Origin of the sequence: Limnospira fusiformis SAG 85.79, from assembly GCF_012516315.1 — a bacterium.
GTDB lineage: Bacteria > Cyanobacteriota > Cyanobacteriia > Cyanobacteriales > Microcoleaceae > Limnospira > Limnospira fusiformis.
This window is the reverse complement of record NZ_CP051185.1, coordinates 2,722,807-2,745,105: the sequence shown is the minus strand read 5'-3', so window position 1 is coordinate 2,745,105 and position 22,299 is coordinate 2,722,807. Positions and strand designations below refer to the sequence as shown.

General features: G+C 41.2%; 21 protein-coding genes and 1 pseudogene. 9 read left to right on the top strand and 13 right to left on the bottom strand.

The genetic code is table 11. From position 1 onward, the window contains the following. Nucleotides 1–51: 51 nt before the first annotated feature. The 3 genes from HFV01_RS13030 to HFV01_RS13020 are packed head-to-tail and all read right to left on the bottom strand — an operon-like array spanning nt 52 to nt 2,277. The gene (locus HFV01_RS13030) at nt 52–468 is read right to left on the bottom strand and encodes a YidH family protein (RefSeq protein ID WP_006670578.1); all 417 of its coding nucleotides are present in this window, start codon (nt 466–468) and stop codon (nt 52–54) included. Then, nucleotides 443–1,441 (bottom strand): sulfate/molybdate ABC transporter ATP-binding protein, encoded by a 999-nt coding sequence (locus HFV01_RS13025; RefSeq protein ID WP_006619898.1) that lies wholly within the window; start codon nt 1,439–1,441, stop codon nt 443–445. Before HFV01_RS13025 ends, HFV01_RS13030 begins: the two co-directional genes overlap by 26 nt. A 41-nt stretch (nt 1,442–1,482) precedes the next feature. Continuing rightward, nucleotides 1,483–2,277, bottom strand: coding sequence for a Crp/Fnr family transcriptional regulator (locus HFV01_RS13020; protein ID WP_006625597.1), 795 nt, complete (start codon nt 2,275–2,277; stop codon nt 1,483–1,485). Nucleotides 2,278–2,452: 175 nt separating this feature from the next. Between HFV01_RS13020 and HFV01_RS13015 the strand changes: the two genes are divergently transcribed. The 4 genes from HFV01_RS13015 to HFV01_RS13000 all read left to right on the top strand — a co-directional run bounded on the left by HFV01_RS13015 (nt 2,453) and on the right by HFV01_RS13000 (nt 7,421). Then, a complete protein-coding gene (locus HFV01_RS13015) occupies nt 2,453–3,514 on the top strand; it encodes a sulfate ABC transporter substrate-binding protein (protein ID WP_193521174.1) in 1,062 nt (353 codons plus the stop codon). A gap of 80 nt (nt 3,515–3,594) precedes the next feature. After that, nucleotides 3,595–4,446 (top strand): sulfate ABC transporter permease subunit CysT, encoded by an 852-nt coding sequence (cysT, locus tag HFV01_RS13010; protein WP_193521173.1) that lies wholly within the window; start codon nt 3,595–3,597, stop codon nt 4,444–4,446. 38 nt (nt 4,447–4,484) lie between these two features. After that, nucleotides 4,485–5,351 (top strand): sulfate ABC transporter permease subunit CysW, encoded by an 867-nt coding sequence (gene cysW / locus HFV01_RS13005; protein ID WP_193521172.1) that lies wholly within the window; start codon nt 4,485–4,487, stop codon nt 5,349–5,351. Nucleotides 5,352–6,533: 1,182 nt separating this feature from the next. Continuing rightward, a complete protein-coding gene (locus tag HFV01_RS13000; protein ID WP_006625594.1) occupies nt 6,534–7,421 on the top strand; it encodes a mechanosensitive ion channel family protein in 888 nt (295 codons plus the stop codon). Here HFV01_RS13000 and HFV01_RS12995 read toward each other — a convergent pair. After that, nucleotides 7,414–8,802: a helix-turn-helix domain-containing protein gene (locus HFV01_RS12995; RefSeq protein ID WP_193521171.1), complete on the bottom strand. Its 1,389-nt coding sequence runs from the start codon at nt 8,800–8,802 to the stop codon at nt 7,414–7,416. The two genes, HFV01_RS13000 and HFV01_RS12995, sit on opposite strands and share 8 nt — an antisense overlap. A gap of 247 nt (nt 8,803–9,049) precedes the next feature. Between HFV01_RS12995 and HFV01_RS12990 the strand changes: the two genes are divergently transcribed. The 3 genes from HFV01_RS12990 to HFV01_RS12980 are packed head-to-tail and all read left to right on the top strand — an operon-like array spanning nt 9,050 to nt 12,712. Next, nucleotides 9,050–9,544 (top strand): YbaK/EbsC family protein, encoded by a 495-nt coding sequence (locus HFV01_RS12990; RefSeq protein WP_193521170.1) that lies wholly within the window; start codon nt 9,050–9,052, stop codon nt 9,542–9,544. A 34-nt stretch (nt 9,545–9,578) separates the two neighbouring features. Continuing rightward, nucleotides 9,579–10,919, top strand: a complete 1,341-nt coding sequence (locus HFV01_RS12985) for a PLP-dependent aminotransferase family protein (RefSeq protein WP_193521169.1) — start codon at nt 9,579–9,581, stop codon at nt 10,917–10,919. Continuing rightward, the gene (locus HFV01_RS12980) at nt 10,916–12,712 is read left to right on the top strand and encodes a class II fructose-bisphosphate aldolase (RefSeq protein ID WP_193521168.1); all 1,797 of its coding nucleotides are present in this window, start codon (nt 10,916–10,918) and stop codon (nt 12,710–12,712) included. Before HFV01_RS12985 ends, HFV01_RS12980 begins: the two co-directional genes overlap by 4 nt. 28 nt (nt 12,713–12,740) lie before the next feature. Here HFV01_RS12980 and HFV01_RS12975 read toward each other — a convergent pair whose 3' ends face one another. Continuing rightward, complete coding sequence (locus HFV01_RS12975; protein WP_193521167.1) at nt 12,741–12,962, bottom strand: hypothetical protein; 222 nt, start codon at nt 12,960–12,962, stop codon at nt 12,741–12,743. Here HFV01_RS12975 and HFV01_RS12970 point away from each other — a divergent pair. Further along, nucleotides 12,957–13,190: a hypothetical protein gene (locus tag HFV01_RS12970; RefSeq protein WP_193521166.1), complete on the top strand. Its 234-nt coding sequence runs from the start codon at nt 12,957–12,959 to the stop codon at nt 13,188–13,190. The genes HFV01_RS12975 and HFV01_RS12970 overlap by 6 nt on opposite strands. A 57-nt stretch (nt 13,191–13,247) precedes the next feature. Here HFV01_RS12970 and HFV01_RS30615 read toward each other — a convergent pair whose 3' ends face one another. After that, entirely contained in the window at nt 13,248–13,379 is a 132-nt protein-coding gene (locus HFV01_RS30615; protein ID WP_006625586.1) for a type II toxin-antitoxin system HicA family toxin, read from the bottom strand. A gap of 83 nt (nt 13,380–13,462) precedes the next feature. Next, on the bottom strand, nt 13,463–13,693 hold the full coding sequence (locus HFV01_RS12960) for a type II toxin-antitoxin system HicB family antitoxin (RefSeq protein ID WP_006625585.1): 231 nt from the start codon (nt 13,691–13,693) through the stop codon (nt 13,463–13,465). A 176-nt stretch (nt 13,694–13,869) separates the two neighbouring features. Here HFV01_RS12960 and HFV01_RS12955 point away from each other — a divergent pair. Then, nucleotides 13,870–14,433 (top strand): annotated as a pseudogene (locus tag HFV01_RS12955) (Uma2 family endonuclease). 84 nt (nt 14,434–14,517) lie between these two features. Here HFV01_RS12955 and HFV01_RS12950 read toward each other — a convergent pair. From HFV01_RS12950 to HFV01_RS12925, 6 genes are all read right to left on the bottom strand, one after another. Beyond that, nucleotides 14,518–15,453, bottom strand: a complete 936-nt coding sequence (locus tag HFV01_RS12950) for a hypothetical protein (protein WP_006625583.1) — start codon at nt 15,451–15,453, stop codon at nt 14,518–14,520. Beyond that, nucleotides 15,454–16,563 (bottom strand): AAA family ATPase, encoded by a 1,110-nt coding sequence (locus HFV01_RS12945; RefSeq protein ID WP_006625582.1) that lies wholly within the window; start codon nt 16,561–16,563, stop codon nt 15,454–15,456. Beyond that, entirely contained in the window at nt 16,560–17,693 is a 1,134-nt protein-coding gene (locus HFV01_RS12940) for a DUF262 domain-containing protein (RefSeq protein WP_006625581.1), read from the bottom strand. Before HFV01_RS12940 ends, HFV01_RS12945 begins: the two co-directional genes overlap by 4 nt. A 197-nt stretch (nt 17,694–17,890) precedes the next feature. Then, nucleotides 17,891–19,141 carry an ABC transporter permease gene (locus HFV01_RS12935; RefSeq protein ID WP_006625579.1) on the bottom strand — a complete coding sequence of 417 codons (1,251 nt, stop codon included), beginning with the start codon at nt 19,139–19,141 and terminating at the stop codon, nt 17,891–17,893. A gap of 218 nt (nt 19,142–19,359) precedes the next feature. Then, nucleotides 19,360–19,878, bottom strand: coding sequence for a pentapeptide repeat-containing protein (locus tag HFV01_RS12930; protein ID WP_006625578.1), 519 nt, complete (start codon nt 19,876–19,878; stop codon nt 19,360–19,362). 71 nt (nt 19,879–19,949) lie between these two features. Next, a complete protein-coding gene (locus HFV01_RS12925) occupies nt 19,950–22,172 on the bottom strand; it encodes an AAA family ATPase (RefSeq protein ID WP_193521165.1) in 2,223 nt (740 codons plus the stop codon). Nucleotides 22,173–22,299 lie beyond the last annotated feature (127 nt).

The window sequence follows — 22,299 nt, the reverse complement described above, 5'->3', positions numbered from 1 at the left end:
GATGGTCTATCAAGAGATAATGAAAATAATTCTGGGCTATTGAGATTCATCCTAAATATCAGTGATATTTAAGATTCCATAAACTAGGATTATCGCTAGTACCAATAAAGCGGAGCTGAAAACCACAATCCACCCTCCGGTTGGTTCATAGGTTTGACCATCAATTTTTTGTCGTACTAAAAAGTATTGATGTGTAGACATCACGATAGTTAATATTCCTAAACATAAGGACCCTAAACTTAGGAACAAAATCTGATTATTTTTAGCAGAAATATCTGGGATAAGATAACATAGACGAGCTATCAGAAGTCCAATGCCGACTAATCCTAGAGAGGTTCGCACCCAAGCTAGATAGGTGCGCTCATTGGCGAGATGATCCCGGACTCGAGAAGAATTTAAGACCGGGCTTTTTATCTCCTGAGAATGATGAGTTGATTGACGACTAACTAACAGCTTGAAGTGCTTCATCAAAGGCAACAACTTTATCTGAGAAAATGTAGACTTTTTTCTGGATATCCACACCTAGAATATCCCATTCATCCCGGGTTAATTGAGCATTAATCTGAGTGCCATCCCTTAAAGATAAGGCTACCTGTACATCCCATCCTTTATAGACTATCCGTTGAATTACTGCGGGGATAGTTTTATGATTAGCTATATTACTAATGCGGATATCGTGAGGGCGGATAAACACAGGAGAAGGACTATTAAGGCTGTTTTCCGGGAGCATATTAACGGGACCAATGAAACCCATGACAAAGGGAGTTGAAGGGCGATCGTAAATCTCTTGGGGAGTGCCGACCTGTTCAATCATACCCTTATTCATGACTACAATTTCGTCGGCAATTTCCATGGCTTCTTCGCGGTCATGGGTGACAATTAAGGTGGTGACATGAACTTCATCATGGAGGCGGCGCAACCAAGACCTTAAATCTTGCCGCACATTGGCATCTAAAGCGCCAAAGGGTTCATCTAATAATAACACTTTGGGTTCGACTGCTAAAGCGCGGGCGAGGGCTATGCGCTGGCGCTGTCCGCCGGATAGTTGCACGGGATAGCGATCGCCTAATCCTTCTAATTTAATTAAATCTAATAATTGGGCAACTCGCTGGCGAATATAAGACTTAGGACGGCGGGCAATTTCCATCGGAAAAGCGATATTTTGGCGCACGGTCATGTGTTTAAATAGGGCATAATGTTGAAACACAAACCCCACTTGTCTATCTTGAACCTGGGCATTAGTTACATCACCATTTTCTAAATAAATCCTCCCATAGTCTGGCTTTTCCAATCCAGCGATCGCTCTAAGTAAAGTCGATTTACCGGAACCAGACGGCCCCAATAGAGCCACCAGCGACCCGGTTTTAACTGTTAAATTGATGTTGTCTAAAGCTACAAAATTGCCAAAGCATTTTACCAGGTTTTCTACTTGAATAGTCATGGCTAAAATTCCGTTAATAATTGACAGTTGATAATTTGACCTTAACGCAGAGGCCACCAAGATACCTTGTCACGGGTGGCGCTGTAGATTTCTTTGAGTCCTTCGGGGTCACAAACCCGGATGGTGTCGTTAGAGGAATCGTCATTTTGAGGGGGTAGTAAAAGCCCTTGTTTACGCATTCCTTTTAAGACCTGTTCAACGGTGCGGTGGTTAAGTTGGGCGGCGTGAGCGATGATATCAATGGGTAGGTCAAAAACATAAATATCATCGGCTTGGGGTTGATTCAAAAGCGATCGCTCTTGGTAGATGAGTCCCCTTAATAATGCAGCCACCGCTTGGGGGGGATGGGTACTACAGTTAAGTAGGTGATATTGGAATTTTTCCCGCAGTTCAAATAAATAATCGTAGCGATCGCGGAATATCTCATTCTCAGCGTGGAGGGTTTTAATAATGTCTAGGTCAATCTCGATCGCATCAGTGGTTTTGTAAGCCTCCACCAAACTCGGAAAAGACCGCGACACTCGCCCATAGCCTAAAGCCAGATTTCGCATTCCAAAACAACTACCCGGATAGGTGATAGCAATGATTCGGTCTAAAGGTGAACTCCGCAGGATTACCGGACCACCACTGCTGACCACATAAAGAGATGCGATCGACGTATCAGGACGGAAGGCCGTATACACCGAACGACCCGAGTACAGCTTTTGGGGTGTGACTTCTCCCGTGGAGAGTACCTCCGACAGTTCAGCCACATCCAAACCCCGAAACAGATAGTTGTTTTGACTTAGTTCCTCCGCAATCTCCTGGATTGCCCCTGGTTCTGCTGGCTTGGCCATTGCCACTTAATTGTTCTCCACTTTTATAATACACCACCTGTATTTATTTTGCAAGCGTATCGCAAAACATTTATATTTCAGTTACACTTGACATATAATTAAAATGTGCTACGATTGCAATCAAAGCCCAATCAGACTCCCATCTGGGAACCTCAGATTTAAAAAAGATGTAGCCATGAAAGCCAACTTCCCCAGCCGATATCTCAATTCCAAGCCTTGGCGACAGCGCCTTTCCCTGTTTATCGTGGGAATTAGCGCCAGTGGGGTGATTGCTGCCTGTGGCACAACAGGGGATACAGCCCGAGATTCCGTAGATCTGACCCTAGTCTCCTACGCCGTCACCCAAGCCGCCTACGAACAAATCATTCCCCAATTCGCCGAGGAGTGGAAAGCCCAACATGGTCAAGATGTCCGTATTCGCCAAAGCTATGGCGGTTCCGGTTCCCAAGCTAGGGCCGTGATTGATGGTTTAGAGGCTGATATCGTAGCCCTCGCCTTAGCCCTGGATACCCAAGCCATTCAGGAAGCAGGACTAATTGAACCGGGATGGGAAAATGAAGCGCCCAATAATGCGATCATCCACCGTTCCGTCGCGGCCATTATTACCCGCCCTGGGAACCCCAAAAATATCCAAGACTGGCAAGACCTAGCCCGCGATGATATTCAAACCATCACCGCCAACCCCAAAACCTCTGGGGGGGCTCGTTGGAATTTCCTTGTCCTGTGGGGAGCCAAAACCGAAACCGGTCAAACCGAAGCCCAAGCCCTCGACTTTGTGCAACAGGTTTTTAGAAACGTTCCCGTATTACCAAGAAATGCCCGGGAAGCTACCGAAGTTTTCTATCGACAAGGACAAGGGGATGCCTTAATTAACTATGAAAATGAAGTGCTACTGGCTCAACAGCAAGGTCAAACTTTGCCCTATGTAATTCCCCAGACTAATATTTCTATTGATAATCCCATTGCCGTTGTTGATGCCACTGTAGACAGACGCGGAACCCGCGAAGTGGCGGAAGCCTTTGTGCAGTTTCTATATACTCCCCAAGCCCAAAGGGCATTTGCTCAGGCTGGTTTTCGTCCCGTAGACCCCACAATTGAGGCGGAATTTAGCGATCGCTTTATTCCTATCACCAATCTATTTACAGTAGAAGACTTGGGGGGATGGGATGCCGTCCAAAACCAATTTTTTGCCGATGGCGCTATGTTTGATGAAATCCAAGCCCAGGTCGGTCGTTAGTTCAAATTCTCAGCGGTTTTAATCAGGTTGCCCAGCCATTTTAATTGTTCTCCAACTTCCTTTAAATTGGCGCAACCATCATGATCACAACTTCATCAAAAACCCCATCATCATTAACCCGGTTTTTACCAAAAATTCCCTGGTATTGGTGGGGAATAGGGGGTTATCTCAGCATCATGCTGTTACTTCCTATTCTTGCCCTAATTTTATTTACCACCAATCTTAGTTGGGCAGAAATATGGCGAATTACTACCGATCCTGTCGCCCTATATGCCTATAGAGTTACCTTTTTTACTGCTATTTATGCCTCCTCTATTAATGGTATAGCTGGAGTCGCAGTTGCCTGGGTTTTAGTGCGCTATCGTTTCCCTGGAAAAGAAATAATTGATGCTGCCATAGATTTACCTTTTGCCCTGCCTACAGCCGTTGCTGGACTTAGCCTTGCTACTGTATACGCTGAAAATGGATGGATCGGAAGTTTATTAGCTCCCCTGGGTATTAAAATTGCTTTTACCCGTCTAGGGGTCGGTTTAGCTATGATATTTATTTCTCTTCCTTTTGTGGTGCGAACTGTGCAACCTGTGCTTCAGGAATTGGAACCGGAACTAGAAGAAGTCGCTTGGTGCATGGGGGCTTCCCGTTGGCAAACCTTTCGCCGAGTTATATTACCTCCCTTAATTCCTGCTATTTTAACCGGGGTCGCTTTGGGATTTTCTCGGGCTGTTGGAGAGTATGGTTCCATTGTTATTATTGCTGGTAATATCCCCTTTCAAGATTTGATTGCTCCCGTGCTGATTTTTCAACGTCTCGAACAGTTTGACTATGCTGGCGCTGCGGTTATTGGTACGGTGATGTTATTGGTTTCTTTGGGTTGCTTATTGATAATCAACTGTTTGCAAAGTTGGGGAAATCGCATTAACCAAAGACCGTAAAATTTATCGCCACCAATTCATTTTAATAAGGATGATATATGAACTCTAAAAATATCGGATATTTGCATCCCAAAAAATTAATCCAACCCGCCCAAAACTCTCAAACCCAGGTGAGCAATTTTGAGGTGGCTTTAGTCGTCGCTGTCATTCTGTTTGTGGGGTTAGTCTTATTTATACCTGCTGCTAATATTTTTGTGGGTGCATTTAAAAATGGCTGGAGTGGTTTTTCCCGTGCTTTGACCTCACCGGAATTTCTACACGCTGCCAAATTAACCGTCATGATTGCTGCTATTGTAGTGCCAGTTAATGTGATATTTGGAATTGTTACAGCATGGGCGATCGCTCGTCATCAATTCCCCGGAAGAACACTATTATTAAGTATCATAGACCTCCCCTTTTCCATTTCCCCCGTAGTAGTCGGATTAATGCTAGTATTACTCTACGGACGACAGGGATGGTTTGGTGCTACATTACAGTCTAATGATATCAGAATATTATTTGCCTTCCCCGGTATGGTTTTAGCCACCGCTTTTGTCTGTATGCCTTTTGTGGCGCGGGAAGTTCTCCCAGCCTTAGAAGAAATTGGCACAGAACAAGAAGAAGCCGCTAAAACTATGGGAGCCAATGATTGGCAAACCTTCTGGCGGGTGACTTTACCTTCTATTCGCTGGAGTTTATTATATGGCATTCTTCTCACTAATGCCAGGGCTATGGGAGAGTTTGGCGCGGTGGCAGTAGTTTCGGGAAATATTATCGGCAAAACTCAGACTTTGCCCCTATTTGTGGAGGAAATGCACGTTCAATATCAGACTACTGCATCCTATTCGGCGGCGGTAGTTTTGGCAAGTTTGGCGATCGTCACTTTGGTATTCAAAAAACTGTTGGAGGCGAAAAAGACCAAGTGAGGAAATTCTAGGTGCGATCGTTTTTTTCACTTCAAAAACTGTCAAAACCCTTCTCAATTAGAGTCAGAAGCGTATCTTTTCACCTCAATCTATCCACCAGAAGCTAGTCCTACCTATAATATAATCAAACCACACCACCCCAGGTTGGTGACCAGTCTAATTAACTTCAGGGGTCCTTTGGTTTCGGGGGCGGGTTTATGACGTTGACTGGTGACAAGTCTAATTAACTTCAGGGGTCCTTTGGTTTCGGGGGCGGGTTTATGACGTTGACTGGTGACAAGTCTAATTAACTTCAGGGTCCTTTGGTTTCGGGGGCGGGTTTATGACGTTGACTGGTGACAAGTCTAATTAACTTCAGGGGTCCCTTGGTTTCGGGGGCGGGTTTATGACGTTGACTGGTGACAAGTCTAATTAACTTCAGGAGTCCCTTGGTTTCGGGGGCGGGTTTATCAGGTTGACTGGTGCTAAGTCTAATTAACTCCAGAACCCGCCCCTACAGGAACCCACCTCACTGGTTTCGGGGGCGGGTTTATCAGGTTCACTGGTGCTAAGTCTAATTAACTCCAGGGGTCCCTTGGTTTCGGGGGCGGGTTTATCAGGTTCACTGGTGCTAAGTCTAATTAACTCCAGGGGTCCCTTGGTTTCGGGGGCGGGTTTATCAGGTTCACTGGTGCTAAGTCTAATTAACTCCAGGGGTCCCTTGGTTTCGGGGGCGGGTTTATCAGGTTGACTGGTGCTAAGTCTAATTAACTCCAGAACCCGCCCCTACAGGAACCCGCCCCACTGGTTTCGGGGGCGGGTTTATCAGGTTGACTGGTGCTAAGTCTAATTAACTCCAGAACCCGCCCCTACAGGAACCCACCCCACTGGTTTCGGGGGCGGGTTTATCAGGTTGACTGGTGCTAAGTCTAATTAACTCCAGAACCCGCCCCTACAGGAACCCACCCCTACAGGAACCCACCCCTACAATTATTAATTATTAATTATTAATTATTAATTATTAATTACACGGGATAATTGCCGCATTGATTCCTGGCTGCTGTATCTATCTGCGGGTAGAAGCCACAATCCCACCCCAAGGGTTATGATATTATAGGTTTTGAGCTATTGGCTCACATATCCAGCTAACAGCAATTATTCCCCTGTTAAAATCGGGATAAATCCTATTACTACTCAATCTTTATGAATGCCTTAGTCCAAGAAATTCAGTCTAGCCTATTAAGTTTAGTAGGTTCAGCTATCCAAGTAATCCCAGCCTTAATTCTTGCCATAATCGTATTGTTAATAACTCGGTTCGCCGCCAATTTTGTTAGACAATTCTTAAACTCCACAGCACCGAGATTTGTCCGCAGTACATCTTTACAAGTTCTGCTGATTCACACAGGTTATGTATTGACTTGGGCGGGAGGAGTAATTATCGCCTGTGTAATTGCTTTCCCTGACCTCCGCCTAGGGGATATTATCGGTTTATTAGGACTTAGTTCCGTAGCCATTGGTTTTGCCTTTCAGGATATATTTAAAAATTTCTTAGCCGGGATTTTATTACTGTTACAAGAACCCTTCCAAATTGGTGATCAGATAGTTGTAGAGGATTACGAAGGGACTATCGAAAATATTTCCATTCGGTCTACCCAAATGCTAACCTATCACGGGGAAAGGGTGGTAATTCCTAATTCGATACTGTTTACCAGTCCCGTACAGGTCAAGACAGCCGAAAGTCATCGTCGCACTGATTTAGCCATTGGAGTAGACTATAATACCCCCTTACCAATGGCTATAGAAACCCTATTAAACGCCACGAAAACCGTCGAGGGTGTGTTGTCCGAACCAGAAGTAGAAGTCGATGTAGTGGGTTTTGGAGACAGTTCTATTGACCTCATGGTTCGCTATTGGACTTTCCCGGAACGGAAACAGGTACGACGGGTGACAACGCAGGTTATGATAGCTCTTAAACAGGCTTGTGATGAGGCTGATATTAATATCCCCTATCCTATCCGCACGTTATATTTCTTTAATCAGGAAAGCTATAACGACCATTACCCAGCGGCGGCTAATTCTCAGACTAATTGAGGGTAAAACTCGCAGTGCTGACCCCCACGGTTTTAAAATATTCTTTAATCGGGGGTGTCAGTGTCAAAACCGAGACATAATTTTCGATTTTAGTTTCAATTAAACTGCGTCTTTTCAGAGATTGTACGGCTTTTAAATAGTCAGATTCGGACAGATTTTCTGCTAGTTTATCGGCAATTTCCGTGAGACGGTTTTGATTAGCCAAGCCCAGCATAACTAATTTTTCGGGTGACGACAATCGGAGATAATGTTGGTTTAATATAGGTTCAATATCTCCCAAAAAGAAGCTAGGATAAGATAGAAATTGGGAGACGCTACCGTTAAATAAATCGAAAATAGTGGCTGCTATTATATTTAACCATAAGGGGTTCCCGCCATAAAGCTGGATTAGTTCTATCCAGTGTTCTGTATCTTGGAGGTTGTGGGTCGCTAAAATTTCGGTTGCAGATGCTGAGAAACCTTGTAAATACAGGGTTTTTCCGTGGCGGTTTTCGGTTTCCATGGTGGCAATTTCGGTAGGCTGTTCCCAACTGAGGACAAGGAAACAACTTTGATGAGGCGATCGCCCTATTTCGTAAATGAATTGACCATAACGGTCATATTCTGGGCGGTAAGTTCCGACAAATTCGCCGGGGGTGAGGGTTTCTTGGAAGTCGTCGAGGATGATTAAACAACGATGCGATCGCAAGTAATCTAAGATGGAATTATGGCTAGGTGTAGTGGTGTCGATAAACTGAATTAAGTCGCTTTTCAGTGCGTTGAGGTTGGGGTATTTTCGATGCGATCGCCATATAATGCGATCGAAGTTTTCTTTGATGTCTTCCACGAGTTGTCTAGCGAGGCTGGTTTTACCGATACCAGACAGCCCGGTAATGGCGATGATGCGATGATGTTCGGCGAGTATCCATTGTTTGAGGGTATCGAGTTCGTGGGTTCTGCTGTAGAGGGGATGTATTTCTGGGGCTTCGCTGAGGTCGTGGTGGCGTTGATATTCGGTGGTGGCGGCAGGTTGCGATCGGTTTTGGGTGTTGGGGGGGTGGTTGTATGGGTCGCTACAGATATTGATGCTACCCTCTGATACGAAATTACTCTGTCCGAAATTAAATAAACTAGAAAAATTAGAAATGTAATAGCGTTCCATCGTGGCACGAAAATTTTTTTTATCAACTTTCTCGTCTAACTCTTCTGATATCAGTTTCCATAAGTTACCCGCCACTCTCTTGACATTCGCTTCGGTGCAGTGATACTCATCCGCAATCTCATTATATTTTTGATGATCCCAGACCCCTGTTAAAACTGCCTGTTGCAGGCTGCTCAGGTGTTTTCCGGTTTTGTCAAACACCAAGCGATCGACCCATTTCAGGACTTCTTCGACATTCATTGACTTTACATATCTTAGTTTTAGTCGATTGTACTACCTTTTTTACTTTTTTGCAACCGTCCTTGACTAAATTATACTTTTTACACCCCAAATATGTAGTTATCTAATTTTTAATTATTATACTATAATGGTCTTTAATATCCTTTTGATGACTTTACAATTTTATAAAATTGTATTATCTTTTGAAATAAGTTAACACAAAATACAATTTTTGTATTTTAACAAGATTTTACTCTGGAATTATTCAATGAATACACCAAATTTTAATGTTTATGAAGCTATAATTTCATTACTAGATAAACATCATGCAAACTATCATGTTTTAGATCATGAACCAGAAGGACAAAGTGAACTCGTTAGTCAAATTAGGGGGAATGATTTATCACAGGGAGCTAAAGCTATGGTATTGATGGTTAAAGTAAGCAAAAAAACAAGTCAATATTATTTGGCTGTTATTCCTGCTAATAAACAAATTGACTTTGATGCAATTAAAGAACTTTGTCCTGGAGCGAAGCGTGTAATGTTTGCTCCTCCAGAAAAAGCAGAAAAATTAACAAATTGTACAATGGGTGCAGTGCCACCTTTTTCATTTCATCCAGAATTAAATCTGGTTGTAGATCCATTGCTATTGAAAAATGAAGTGATTGTGTTTAATGCAGGAAAATTAGATAAGTCAATTTTTTTATCTTCTGAATCATATATAAAAACTGTCAATCCACAAATAAAAAATATCGTTAAATAGATTAAATTTTTTAATAAAAATTGGAGCCATTCAAATGAAATTTGACGAAACAAAAAATAATCTTATTGAGAATAATTACAGCTTATTTGATGAATTATCAGGTTTGTTCGCTATAGACTTTAATTATCGTCAAAATACACTCAGCCTCACAGCGAGTGAAAATTATCCAAGCTTATTTGTACGGATTTTAGGATCAGCCTTATGTGGTGGATTTTATTATTTTGATCCACCATATAAAGCTGATCCTGGCGAATGGTTTTTTCCCGATTCTGGAATTATGGATGCAGTTGCCGAAAAATTAAAAACTCTTGGAAGTGTTTTATTTGAAGGACAAACTTTTGACTGGAGACCCAATGGAGGTTCTTCAGCAGAGCAAGCTGTACTATTAGGTATATGTGAACGCGGAGATGGTTTTGTTCATTTTGCTCATAAAGATGGTGGACATTTTGGATTAGAAGAACTGGCAAAAAAAATTGGTATTAATATTTATCATTTCCCTATGATCGAAAAAACTCTTTTGATTGATGTTGAACGTTTAAAAATAATGATTCAAGATCATCCCGATATCAAGCTTGTTATTTTCGATCAATCATTTAAGTTGCGATGGCAGCCTATACTGAAAATATCAGAGGAATTGCCTGATATAATTACGTTAAGTTATGACTGTAGTCATGATGGAGGACTTATTGCTGGCAATTTATTTCCACAACCTCTTTGTCAAGGTATACATATTTTGCATGGAAATACTCATAAAACTATTCCAGGACCTCAGAAAGGTTTTATAAGTTTTGCTGATCAAAATCATCCAAGACTGGCATCTGTGTCTAACTGGGTATGTCCATATATGCAAAGCAATAGTCATGCAGAGTTAATTGCTCCCATGCTAATAGCTTTTTCTGAATTAGCCTATTTTGGTAAAAACTATGCAAAACAAATAACTAAAAATGCCAAAGCTTTTGCTATCGCTTTGGCAGCAGAAGGTTTTTTTGTATCCGGGGAAAGCTTTGGATATACTGAAACTCATCAAGTACATCTTATACTAGGTTCTAAGGAAAAATCTTTGAATTTAGTAAGTAGTTTGCTTCCAGAAGCAGGCATCAGAGTTAATAATGTAGAAATTCCAGGAAGCAATGGTTCATTTGGACTGCGTTTTGGAACACAGGCAATGACAAGACGTGGAATGAAAGAAGATGATTTTCAGGAAGTTGCGAGAATTTTATCAGACTTAATACTGAAAAATAAATCTCCATTAGAGGTTAGATATGAAGTCAGGGAAATGCTAAAAAAGTTTTTATTATTTCCTCTAAAATACTCATTTGACGATTTATTATATAATGAATTGGGCAACCAATTACTCCGGGAGGTATTAAAATGATAGATCTACTTTCTATACTTCATAACAATTGTAATGAATCATGGGATGGCATGAACAAACCTACTGAATTTGCCATTATTGAAAAACCTTTAAGTAATCACACATTGATTCGTCAATTAATTATACAAGCAAACATCAAGTTAATTTTGGCAAAAAACATTATGTTGCCTAAACTTTTATGTTCTATAGGTGATTTTAATACTATTATTGTATGTGTTGAATTAGGTTCGCTGTCTGGAATAAAAGCAAAAATTTTTTTGGAAAATAAATTCAAAACCATTACATCAATTACACCTAATGCTGGACTTGCAGTTATTACAGATGCAAAAATTAATCTTAAAGTATTACCACCACGTACATGGATAATTTCTTCAAGTAGTTCACTGGCGGATATTCGCAAAATAGTTCAAACGATTCAAGAATCAAAAGAAGATAGAGTGCCATTATCCAGATTTTGGTCAAATCATTTTTTTAAACCTCTACACATCCAATCCCCAAATTTACGATTTTATGACTATTCTTATCCAATACCTAATTTTAATATAAAACATCCTGCCATGCTCGTTCCTATTGCCAAAGTAGCAGCCGAAAGAAATACACCTGTATTTTGTGAAATTTCACCACAAGAAGCACTAGTTGATTATGCTGTTAATAATAATTGTAAAATTTCTAATTATAAAGAAAAAATTAAAAGTGTTTTATTGAAATTGCGTGAGGATGTCAATTTTGTCAAGAAAAAGACTAAAGCTGATCTGATATTGCATCTAGATCACTGTGATGATCCTGAACTTATTATATATGCTATTAACATTGGTTTTGATTCAATCATGGCTGATGGATCAGCATATATGCTAAACACTAATATTGAATTTACTAAAAAAGCAATATTTTATGCAAATAAAATTAATGTTTCAGTTGAAGCTGAAGTAGGTGCAATTGATGTTCAAGGAAAGAGAAATTACTCGAAGACAAATTTTGATGATGTTGTCAGGTTTATAAATTCAGTAGAGGTTGATTATCTTGGTGTAAATGTAGGACAAGTACATGGAACTGACTATGAATTTAATCGTTCTAGGTCTGCTATTAGAGATTTAATTGAAATTGATTATGATCATCAAAAACAAGATTATTTAAGCTTTTATAAAGCCTGTAATTTTATCGAAAATTTATTAGCAAACTCTGGATTTTTGCCTTCAAGTCTTGAGCGCAAAACAATCAGAGAAATTCAAAACAAAATTTTTCATCATGATATAAACATAAATAATTATTTAATTGATATAATAAATACTATGCCTATATCTGCCCATTATTGGATTGTCATGTTAGAAAAATACTGGCATAAATATAAATTATCTATGTATCAAACCAAAAATAATTTATATGATCAAGTTATTGGTAGTGGTTTGAAGACAATAAGGGGAATAGAATCTTCGCAGCTTGATTTCAATTTATTATATGATTTGCAAAATTTTGTCCAAAGCAAAAAAACTAAATTGGTTCTACATGGAGGGAGTTCTATTTGTTGTAGTGACCTGAAGTTACTTAAGAAATATGGAGTTGCTAGAATTAATTTTGGTAAAAATCCGTTTCTTTTATTTATTGATGCTATTTCGGTAAATCAAATTGACAGTTATCATTTCAAAAATAAATTACATCAACCAATTTATTGTATGAGATTTATGGAAGAATATGCAGAAGAATGGAAAGATTGGATTGATCATCCTCCCTTTTTTTTAGAAGCTCTTCAAGAAGAAATAGACAGCAGCTATTTTTCACCTTTAGTTGATAGTTGATAAAAAATTTTCAGTAACAATCGTAAACTCATAAAGTCACTTCTCGACCCGGCGATGAATCCCGCACTCCCTCAAAAACATCTGGTTCGATCCAAATTTCCTCAGACTCAAGTTCTTGTCTAAAAGGCTGGAGACGTTGCCAAAAACCTCCCCCCGCCTCAATCGATAAGCTGATTTCTTGACCATCGGGAATGTCTATATCTTCAAATATTTCGATAGTTCGACCTTTTTTGATTCCCTTAATTTGCATGATATATCATCCTCGATCGCCCAATTAACTTGGAACATTCATTATACCTATAGTTTAACAAATATTGGAGCGATCGCCTTCTTCTTCCCCCAATGCGATCGCCTAACTAAAAACCCGGTTTCTTTGAGTCACCGGAAATGCGATCGCTACTTGATATTGAGAAACCCGGTTTCTTACCAAAACTTAGGTGAGGATACGAAGATGGTCGTAGAAACCCGGTTTCTTTGAGTCACCGGAAATGCGATCGCACAATTGATCAACCAGGCTTCTTATATAACGTCTGGTTCATTCATCAATCTCAAATAAAGAACGAGACAAACCGGACTGTCGAATAATCGATCGCAAAGTTCCAATTTTTAATTCTTTATAATTGGGAACGGGAATGGTTATTGTTGATTCGGCTTCCCGCCGTTGCATGATAATATGACTGCCACGCCAACTCGACGAAACCCTGTTCTTCTAAAATTCTGCACACTTCCTTCGCCGATAAAACCCTCAACTTACCCAACTGTAATCTCCATCGACTCAACGAAAACCTCATTATTATTGAAACGACGTTCAATTTCCGAAGCATCAGCCATCTCCAAAAAAAGTTCGATCGCTTCCATTAAATTCGATCGCGCTTCTTCCACCGTGTCACCTTGACTCGCCAGATCGAGTTCGGGACACAAAGAAAAATATCCGTCGCCTTCTCTCTCAATAATTGCAGTTAACTGTCGAGTTTTTTGCATTAGCCGTGAATCAACCGGGAACATTAATTATAATTATACCTAAAGTTTAACAAATCTTGGAGCGATCGCCTTCTTCTTCCCCCAATGCGATCGCCTAACTCGAACCGGAAGCCAGGGTATACTGTATCAATTTCCCAAAATGGCTAAAATCAAATATCAGATACAGGTCAAAGATGATGGTACAAACCCAAGGGCGATCGCTCACACTCCCAGAATTTCTGGAATTGCCGGAAACCCAACCCGCCAGGGAATACATCAACGGCAAAATCATTCAAAAACCCATGCCCCAAGGAGAACATAGCACATTACCGGGAGATATCCTCAGCCACTTGAATGGGATATTAAAGCCTCCGAAAGTCGCCCGGGTTTATCCTTAGTTACGCTGCACCTTTCGAGGGCGATCGCTGGTTCCAGATGTATCCGTTTTCCAGTGGGAACGCATTTCCCGCCTGGCTGATGGCCGAGTCAAAAATTATTTTAATCTCCCGCCAGATTGGGCGATCGAAATTCTCTCTCCCGATCAAAGTCAAACCAAAGTCATTCGCAATATTCTCCACTGTCTCAATCACCGAACTGAGATGGGTTGGCTTTTAGACCCCTAGGAATCCTGCATCTTTGTCTACAGTGCTACTAATTTAGTACAAGTCCTTGAAGACCCGGAACAGGTTTTACCCGTCCCAGAGTTCGCCCAAGCCCTTCAACTAACCCTAGGAGAAGTATTTGACTGGTTAAAAGGATAGCGTCTTATAAGTTTCAACTGTTATTTTAACCCTGACTTTCCCTCTGTTCTCATGGGTTAAGGAAACGCTATATATTTTCTTTAGCTATAAAATCTTTTGCCCAACATAACCAATAAGAATAGTTCCAGGAGTTAACGGAAAAAAATAGAGTCTCCAAGCCCCAGGAGTCATTCTCAAGTGTAAACTAAATAAACGCCATTGATCATCGGGACATTCAATCGTTAGTTGATTTTGAAAATTTTGCAGTCTTGAATCACTTTCTGGGGTGGCTTTGCTAGAAAGAGTGTCTAAATTAAATCCCTCTTCCGTCCAATTTTGGGCAGCTTCTTCAAGTTCAAATAATCGTTTTTTGACCTGTGTTAGCATCGGATCACCATAACGAAGAATGTTCATCTGTTGCTTTACTGCTGGACAAAACTCCAAATGAGGAAATAAATCGTCTCGACGTTGCCAAAGATCTCCTCCATCTCTTACGCTGGTTCGTATTTGATTTTGAATCCAGTTGATATGTGCTGGAATATGCTGAGTTTGACTGGCATGAAAAACGTTTACTTGTTCTTCAATTAAATTATCATTTTCATCCAATTGGATAATATCTAGTGTTAAATGACTCTCATTCCAGATGGGTTCGGAAAGTAGACTCACAGCCAATGAATCACTAACCCATGCAAAACCTAGTCCGGGAGCGACGTTACCTCTGTAGGAAATATCTGATAAATCAAACTTACTTTTAATATCTTCAGCAACATCAGTCCAGAAAGGAGCTTTTGTTGTCAACGATCGAAAAAAACGTTGTTCTTCGCGATTGACTTGGGGATCGTTGCGCCATTTGGCGAGAGGATATTCGGGAGCAAGTTGTATGCTATTGATATCATCTTGGGTACGAACTACTCTCTTAACACCACTACGGGTTGCTTGACGTAAAGTTTGAATAAATACAGACATCCATTGTCTGGCTGTGGGAATATCTGCTGCAAGAGTCCGCAGAGAAAGTTCATTCAATACCATTTCTACAGTCATTTACTCTTCTCCTACGGGTTCTAATAAAGCCTCCAAACTTTTGTCCCATTCATCAAAGAAACCATCGGGCCACTGGTCGATGCGTCCATTTTGATCAATGTGGGGTGAGACGACCTCAATATTCGATTCTCCTCGCATTTCTTTCCGTTCAAAATAATGTAGTTGCACGTCACCCGGAGCAAGTTTTCTGCTGTGAACGGCTAAACGAATACCATTCAAAATATGATCGCTATGAGTTTCTACGACAATCTGAATTCCACAACTAGCCGCGAGAGCCAACAACTCTCCCATCTTGGCTTGTCCTTTGGGGTGTAGATGCGCTTCTGGGTTTTCTAGCAAGATTAAGGTTTCTGGTTTTGAGGCTAAAATTGCGACAATAATCGGTAAAGTATAGCTAATCCCAAACCCTACATTTGTAGCCCGGTAGAGGTTGCTCAACCCGTAAGAATATTGCAAACTAACTAAATCTAAATCCGAACTATCTTTGATATTAATTCGGGTTCCCGGACTAATTTCTCCCATCCATGCTTCTACTTGGTTAGTGAGCGTCATAGATTCTTCATCAGGATGGCGTAATGTTTGATGTATAATCTCATCTCGATAAACAGATAAAAAATGAGGTGTATATTGTCCTTTAGAACCGAGTTGTCTATGTTGTCGGACTTGAGATTCTGATATTTCTAGATAAGTACGTGGACCAATTCGTTCTGCTTGAAGATAATGAAATTTATCGCTAAATAAATTGGATTGATAGGCTTCGTGTTCTCTTGGTGATTTGCTAATTTCTAAAACTTCTACTTCTCGATTGTACTTAAAACACCATTTTGCCTCAGTTTCGTTTTTCCAGATAATCTCAAAACTGATGAAATCTTCTGTAGCTCCTTCAAACAGAGCATCTTGTGCTGTTCCAATACAAACTAAATCACCATTTAGGGCTAAACCTGTATCGAGTAATAAGTCTTGTTGATAAGATTGGCGCAGCAATAGCAATGCTTGTAAAATAGAGGACTTGCCACTACTATTTAATCCAGATAACAGTGTCAGATTTTGGAAGGCTAGGGATTTATCTTCAAAACACTTAAAATTTTGCAACCGTAATAATTTAATCATGTCAATACCTCTTGTATTAAGTTTTCAATACGACTAAATCGAATATCTACTTTGTTGGTGACTTGCGAAATGGATTCCAGAAATTCATCATCAGAATCTACTAAGTTCTTAAAGCGATTTATGACATCATCTTTTTTATGTTTCAAGGTTTCTATTTCTGAATCTTTAAGCTGGCTTAAATTGACAGACCAAGCCTCAAATAATGCTTGATTCACTGGATAGCGTCGGGAGGTGTTGTTGGATAGCTTGCGAAAAGCATCGTCCCCAAAGATATCATAGGCAGCTATCATGGCTTTGGTGAAATCATGCTCAATTTGTTCGAGTTTATCATCAGAAATCTTCTGGTTAATGATAGTCATGGTTGCCACTAAAAAATTATCACGACTTTCAAAGTTTTTATATTTGGTGTAACCATAAATTTTGTGAGCCATAAAACCTAGTATAAATTCCCGATCAGACATTCGTTTTTGTTTTTTTGACTGACTGAATTTAGTAGCTTTTAAAAATTCATGAGACTTCGCCAAACGTCTTAACATTTCTGTAACCTTACCTTGGTTTAAAGCATGACGAATTTCTTGCGGGGATAGCGGTACTCCTCCTGTATTAATTCGACGGAAAATGTTGTATTTAACGGCTGGAGGTGTTCCTGGTTCAATAGTAGAGAGGGTTAATTCAGTTTCCAGAATACGACGTTGATATTTGCGGGGAAGTTCATCATATTTTTTATGTTCAAGTTCGCTGAGATACTGAAGTCCCGTTAAGACTAAGGTTTGATCAAAGATAAATTGCTTGAGGGCCGTTAGTCTTTGTAAGCCGTCAATGACTAGCCACTTATCATCATCAGTGGCATCTATATAAAAGGCAGGTAAGGGAATGCGGATTAAAATAGACTCGATGAGTCTGCTTTTTGCATCGTTAGTCCAGATAGCCTGACGCTGAAAATCAGGAGCTAAATCTAGCTCTTTATACTCAATCCGTTTGAGGACGAGATCGATGGTTATTTTACGAGTGTCAACCCGAATTTTTGTGGGATCAAAAGGTTCATTGAGTCCCTCATCGTTGCTTTCTACCTCGTCATCGATATCTATCTCGTCATCAAAATCTGTATTCAAGTTATTATTTTCTGTCATGGAGTCGTCTCCTAATATTGACGATATATTGATGATTTTTTTTGGCGATGATCATGCTATCCATTCATTAATTAATTTCAGGAATGACGGGGTATTTTATGTTACCACAAAATATTGAAATATTTTACAATTATATAAAACACACGGGAAAATAACAGTATTTTTTTCTATATGTCAACCTTTTTATAGAGAAATTTTTAAGCCTTAAAGACGATCGCAGGGTCTACGCGAGTGACTTTTTGGATAGCAAAGAAAGCTGAACCGCCACACATTACTAAAGTTAAGAAAAACACCCCTACAGCAGAAGCCGGGGTAATCAAAATCAGAATACCTTGGGTAGCAGAAGCCCAACTGGCGACACCTAAACAGAGAGCCATTCCGGGGATATAGCCGAGAACAGCCATCCAAAAAGCCTGTTCTAAAATCACAGAATAAAGCAGGCGATCGGGAGCGCCCATAGCCTTGAGAGTACCAAATTCTTTGATATGGTCAGCGACGGAAGCATAAAGAATTTGAGCTACCACAATCATACCGACCAAAATTCCGACCACAGCCCCTAAACTCAAAACGAAACCCACTCCGGTGCGTTTTTGCCAGTATTCTTGGATTTTTTCGGCGATTTCTTCTCTGGTATAAGCGCGTGTATTGGGGAGAGTAGCTTCTAATGCGGCTTGTAGTTCCTGTAAGTCTTGATTGGGTTTGGCTTTCACTAAAATATAAGTAATCGGGTCGGTTAATGTTAGGGGTCTAGGTTCAGGAGAAATATCCGTTTGGGTTTGGCGATCGCCAGAATCATCAAAAACATTAACACAGTTAAGATTGCCATTCTCCAAAGTGCATCGGGTCTGAGTTTGTAGAGGTACACTAACATAGGCGTTAGCATTTTTCAGGGAAGTAAAGACGAAAATACTATTAACAATGGGTTGAGTCCCTTGAGTTAATCCGACAATCTTGGCTTCTAAGCCAGAAATAGTAACCGTATCTCCCACGCCACTAACCCGTAGGGAGTTTAAATTACTCTCATCTACCATTACCCTATATGGTTGTTTGAGAGATGCCAAATCTCCTTCAATAATATTCCAGGGAGCAAACAGTTTCCCGTCAGGGTTAGAACCGACTAAATTAATCGCTTGAATTTGACCAGTCGGATCGCGCCAACGCGCACTTTGAAAAATTAGAGGTTCTGCTAGTTCTACACCGGGAACGTTTTGGGCTTTGGTGAGTTGTTCTAGGGCTAGTGGCATGGTCAGATTGAGATGCACCATGTCTTCGGAGGTAATCCAAATATCGGCGCTAGATCTATCAATCAGCATGGATGAGGATTGCACAAATCCGTTGAGAATGCCATTTTGAATGGTAACTAAACTCACCGCAAACATAATCCCAGCCTGAGCCGCTAGGAAGCGGGGAATATCTTCGATGAGGTTTTTGCGAGCAATGGAAGCCATAATTATTCAGTAACTACTATAACTGGTATTTTAGCTTGACAGAGATATCAACGACAATTCCGTTGAATATGGGTTAAATATCGGTTTTCTGAGTTAGCTGATGTACCAGTCTTGAGTGGGGACGAGAAAGTTATGAGGTCTATGGTGAGCGGCGACTCGTGTAACTGACTCACTTCCTTGGGGGGAGACAGAGACAGAAGCTACAGAAGCTAATTGAATTATAGTGCATCCCGGAGATTGGTTTTAACTAAAGTAGTTTTACTCCAATCAACATCTTCAATATGAGCGCGATTTATGGTGACTGAAAATAGAACGGAATTAGAGAAGTTTGCGCCGCGTAAATCTGCTTCGGTTAAGTCAGCGTATGCTAGTTTAGCGTAGCTTAAATTGGCACCGCGTAAATCTGCCCCTTTGAGATTGGTTTTGAACAATTTAGCTCTGGTCAAGTTTGCTTCTCTCAGGTCAGAATAAAGTAGTTTAGCATTGCTTAAATCGGTGTCGGACAAATTAGCTTTACAGAGGTTAGCAAATAGATGGGTGTTGCTAAGATTAGCGCGACGGAGATTAATGGATTTGAGGTTAGCCTGCCAGAGGAGTAATTCTTTTAAATTGGCTCCTTCGAGGTTTACCTCTTGTAGGTCTACGCCGATGAACCCTCGTTTACCACTAGCATAAAGCTGGAGTAGTTCGGCGGGGGTTAGGATTTTATGGGGTAATGGTTTGTCCCAGTAAGTCATGCCTGTAGTTCTTTTGCTCCCAATTATAAGGTCAATCAACCCCAATTGTGGTTAATTTTTGGGCGAATTTTTTAAAGGCGTGGTTGAGGGTCATCAATGGAGTTATCCCATCTAATTGGTTTGTTTAGATCGGGTGGCTGCTCAAATTCAATATTGGGAGATACTGACCTAGGCGGAGTAGGCTGTTGATTGGGAACCGGAGTCGGTGGGTTTAACCAAGATTGCCAATCGGAAATTTGAGCTTGAGCGGAATTATAAACGGTACTACCTGGGGGAATCATTTTTAGGGTTTCTATAGCCCCAGGTATATCATAAATCGCCTGATCTAATCCGCGAGTAAATAAGGTTTGACTCCAATCATTAATGAGCTGATCTGCACGCCAACGCCACGAACCAGAAGGAGAAACTCGGTCGGCTAATTGAATGCCACGAATTAACCCATCTATAGTGCCAGGAATGGCAGAAGTTTCGGCATTTTCTAAATTTTGGATATCCTGTAATTGCGATCGCCATTGGTTAATATCAGCCCTGGCTTTTTCGTACATCAATAAACCGGGTCTAATTTGTTCAGCCACAGCAATAGCATTAGCAAAATCACCCTGGGCGGCTAATTCTTGAGCGCGGTCGAGAACCGGTTGAAACTCTAGGCGCTCACTTCTGACACGCCACTCTTTAATCTGTTCTTGAGCCTCATCATATAATGCCCGACCACGACCAATTTGAGAAGCCCTTTCTACCGCCGCCTTGAGAGAATCAACATCCCCAAAACTCGCCAACTTTTCCGCGATATCCAATAATGGTCTATCTTCGATTTCCTCAATTTTCCGATTCCATTGGCTAATATTTTTCCGGGCTTCACTACCACGGGAATGAGAAACCGGGATTAGTTGCAATTTAGCGATCGCCGCCCTTAAATCCGGTATAGTTTGGCTACGGGCTAATCTTTCCGCCTCATTGAGAATTGTCAGATCAGCAATTTCCTGCTGCCAGCCCCGAATATATTGTTGTGCCTTCCAGTATAACGGCCGATTACGTTCAATAGCACCCGCTTGAGCGATCGCATCTGTCAGTCCTTCTGGGGTATCCAGCAGCGCCGGAACATGGGCGCGGGCTAAAACGATAAAATCCTTAACCTCCTCGGTCAGGTTAGCACTGGTGGGAATTTTATTCACCGTAGCGATCGCTTCTTGCCATTGACCCTGATTCAGGATATCTTCCGCTATAGTCATAATCGACTTACTCAAAGCCGAAACTTCTTTTTTCGCCTGATCTTGCAAATAGCTCTGATCAGAAATTTCCTCTAGCTTTTTAATTGCCAGTAATAGGTTATTAACCCCCCCTTGATTCCCCAAACTTCGGGCTTCTGCCAATTTCCGACTATCTTCCCTGGCTATCTGTAGCAAATCCGTTAATTTCTGATATCGCACCGTTTCCCAGTAATTATTCCCCACATTCAATAACTGGGTAGCTTCCCTAAATGCCAAATTCAACTCTTCTCGGCGCATCAAATCTTCAACCTTGCGGTAAATACCCTCAGCCTTTTTCCAAATTTCTTGCCACTGTTTAATCCGCTGTTCTACACTAGCTGATGCGGAAGTTTGCGGGGGAATCTTTTTCGCTATCCGAATTGCCTCAGATAATTCTCCGGCTTGAAACTGAGACTCTGCCAAATTCATAATACCGATCGACCATTTGTCAATGTGGCGGTTAATTTCCGGGCGGAGGGGATGGTCTTCTGGCAGGACACTCACCAACTCAAAGGCTAGGAGGAAATCATCTAAAGTGTTTTTACTGGCAGCCATTTCAGCGCAGTACAGACGCAGAGATGCCGAAGCCAGTGGCCAAAAAATCTTAGGACAGTTAGGTAAAGCAGGCGATCGCAACAGTAACGTACTAGCCACATAAGCCACCCCTGGGGGAGTCGCCAACACCAACAGCAACCCCAACAACGGCAGAGATGCCATAATGGGGTTATTTCTCTTTGGTGAAGGCGTTTCCGGTTCAACAGTTGGGGGAACCACTGTCACCAAAGCTGATGATACAGTAGGCTCTGGCTGCACGACTTCCGGTTCTGGCGGTGGTGAGGGTGGCTGATTCATGCTTTGCGACTCTAGCAGCATCCGCAGTTCTTTTAACCGTTCTTTACGGCTTTTACGTTGTGGCTGTATTTGTTCAGAACTTCCCCGCACCAATTTTGGTGGCGACCCTACTCTGTCAGATATCGCTGGTGGTGTCGCCACTTTTGGGGAACGCAATTCCAGCCAACGGTTTTGTTTCGGTTTCCTGTCAATCATAGGTTAAGCCATCCTCACGCTGCATTCACCCCCTACCAACTATCCACGGGGAAAAAGTAAGGTGCTGCTTGATTTTTATAGCACTGTTAGGAAAGCGATCGCAATCACCCCACCTAGGGAATTACAG

Bases quoted from the DNA above. Each gene is read 5' to 3' on its own strand.
- HFV01_RS13030 (WP_006670578.1), bottom strand. From the start codon at position 468: ATGAAGCACTTCAAGCTGTTAGTTAGTCGTCAATCAACTCATCATTCT.
- HFV01_RS13025 (WP_006619898.1), bottom strand. From the start codon at position 1,441: ATGACTATTCAAGTAGAAAACCTGGTAAAATGCTTTGGCAATTTTGTA.
- HFV01_RS13020 (WP_006625597.1), bottom strand. From the start codon at position 2,277: ATGGCCAAGCCAGCAGAACCAGGGGCAATCCAGGAGATTGCGGAGGAA.
- HFV01_RS13015 (WP_193521174.1), top strand. From the start codon at position 2,453: ATGAAAGCCAACTTCCCCAGCCGATATCTCAATTCCAAGCCTTGGCGA.
- cysT (WP_193521173.1), top strand. From the start codon at position 3,595: ATGATCACAACTTCATCAAAAACCCCATCATCATTAACCCGGTTTTTA.
- cysW (WP_193521172.1), top strand. From the start codon at position 4,485: ATGAACTCTAAAAATATCGGATATTTGCATCCCAAAAAATTAATCCAA.
- HFV01_RS13000 (WP_006625594.1), top strand. From the start codon at position 6,534: ATGAATGCCTTAGTCCAAGAAATTCAGTCTAGCCTATTAAGTTTAGTA.
- HFV01_RS12995 (WP_193521171.1), bottom strand. From the start codon at position 8,802: ATGAATGTCGAAGAAGTCCTGAAATGGGTCGATCGCTTGGTGTTTGAC.
- HFV01_RS12990 (WP_193521170.1), top strand. From the start codon at position 9,050: ATGAATACACCAAATTTTAATGTTTATGAAGCTATAATTTCATTACTA.
- HFV01_RS12985 (WP_193521169.1), top strand. From the start codon at position 9,579: ATGAAATTTGACGAAACAAAAAATAATCTTATTGAGAATAATTACAGC.
- HFV01_RS12980 (WP_193521168.1), top strand. From the start codon at position 10,916: ATGATAGATCTACTTTCTATACTTCATAACAATTGTAATGAATCATGG.
- HFV01_RS12975 (WP_193521167.1), bottom strand. From the start codon at position 12,962: ATGCAAATTAAGGGAATCAAAAAAGGTCGAACTATCGAAATATTTGAA.
- HFV01_RS30615 (WP_006625586.1), bottom strand. From the start codon at position 13,379: ATGCAACGGCGGGAAGCCGAATCAACAATAACCATTCCCGTTCCCAAT.
- HFV01_RS12960 (WP_006625585.1), bottom strand. From the start codon at position 13,693: ATGCAAAAAACTCGACAGTTAACTGCAATTATTGAGAGAGAAGGCGAC.
- HFV01_RS12950 (WP_006625583.1), bottom strand. From the start codon at position 15,453: ATGACTGTAGAAATGGTATTGAATGAACTTTCTCTGCGGACTCTTGCA.
- HFV01_RS12945 (WP_006625582.1), bottom strand. From the start codon at position 16,563: ATGATTAAATTATTACGGTTGCAAAATTTTAAGTGTTTTGAAGATAAA.
- HFV01_RS12940 (WP_006625581.1), bottom strand. From the start codon at position 17,693: ATGACAGAAAATAATAACTTGAATACAGATTTTGATGACGAGATAGAT.
- HFV01_RS12935 (WP_006625579.1), bottom strand. From the start codon at position 19,141: ATGGCTTCCATTGCTCGCAAAAACCTCATCGAAGATATTCCCCGCTTC.
- HFV01_RS12930 (WP_006625578.1), bottom strand. From the start codon at position 19,878: ATGACTTACTGGGACAAACCATTACCCCATAAAATCCTAACCCCCGCC.
- HFV01_RS12925 (WP_193521165.1), bottom strand. From the start codon at position 22,172: ATGATTGACAGGAAACCGAAACAAAACCGTTGGCTGGAATTGCGTTCC.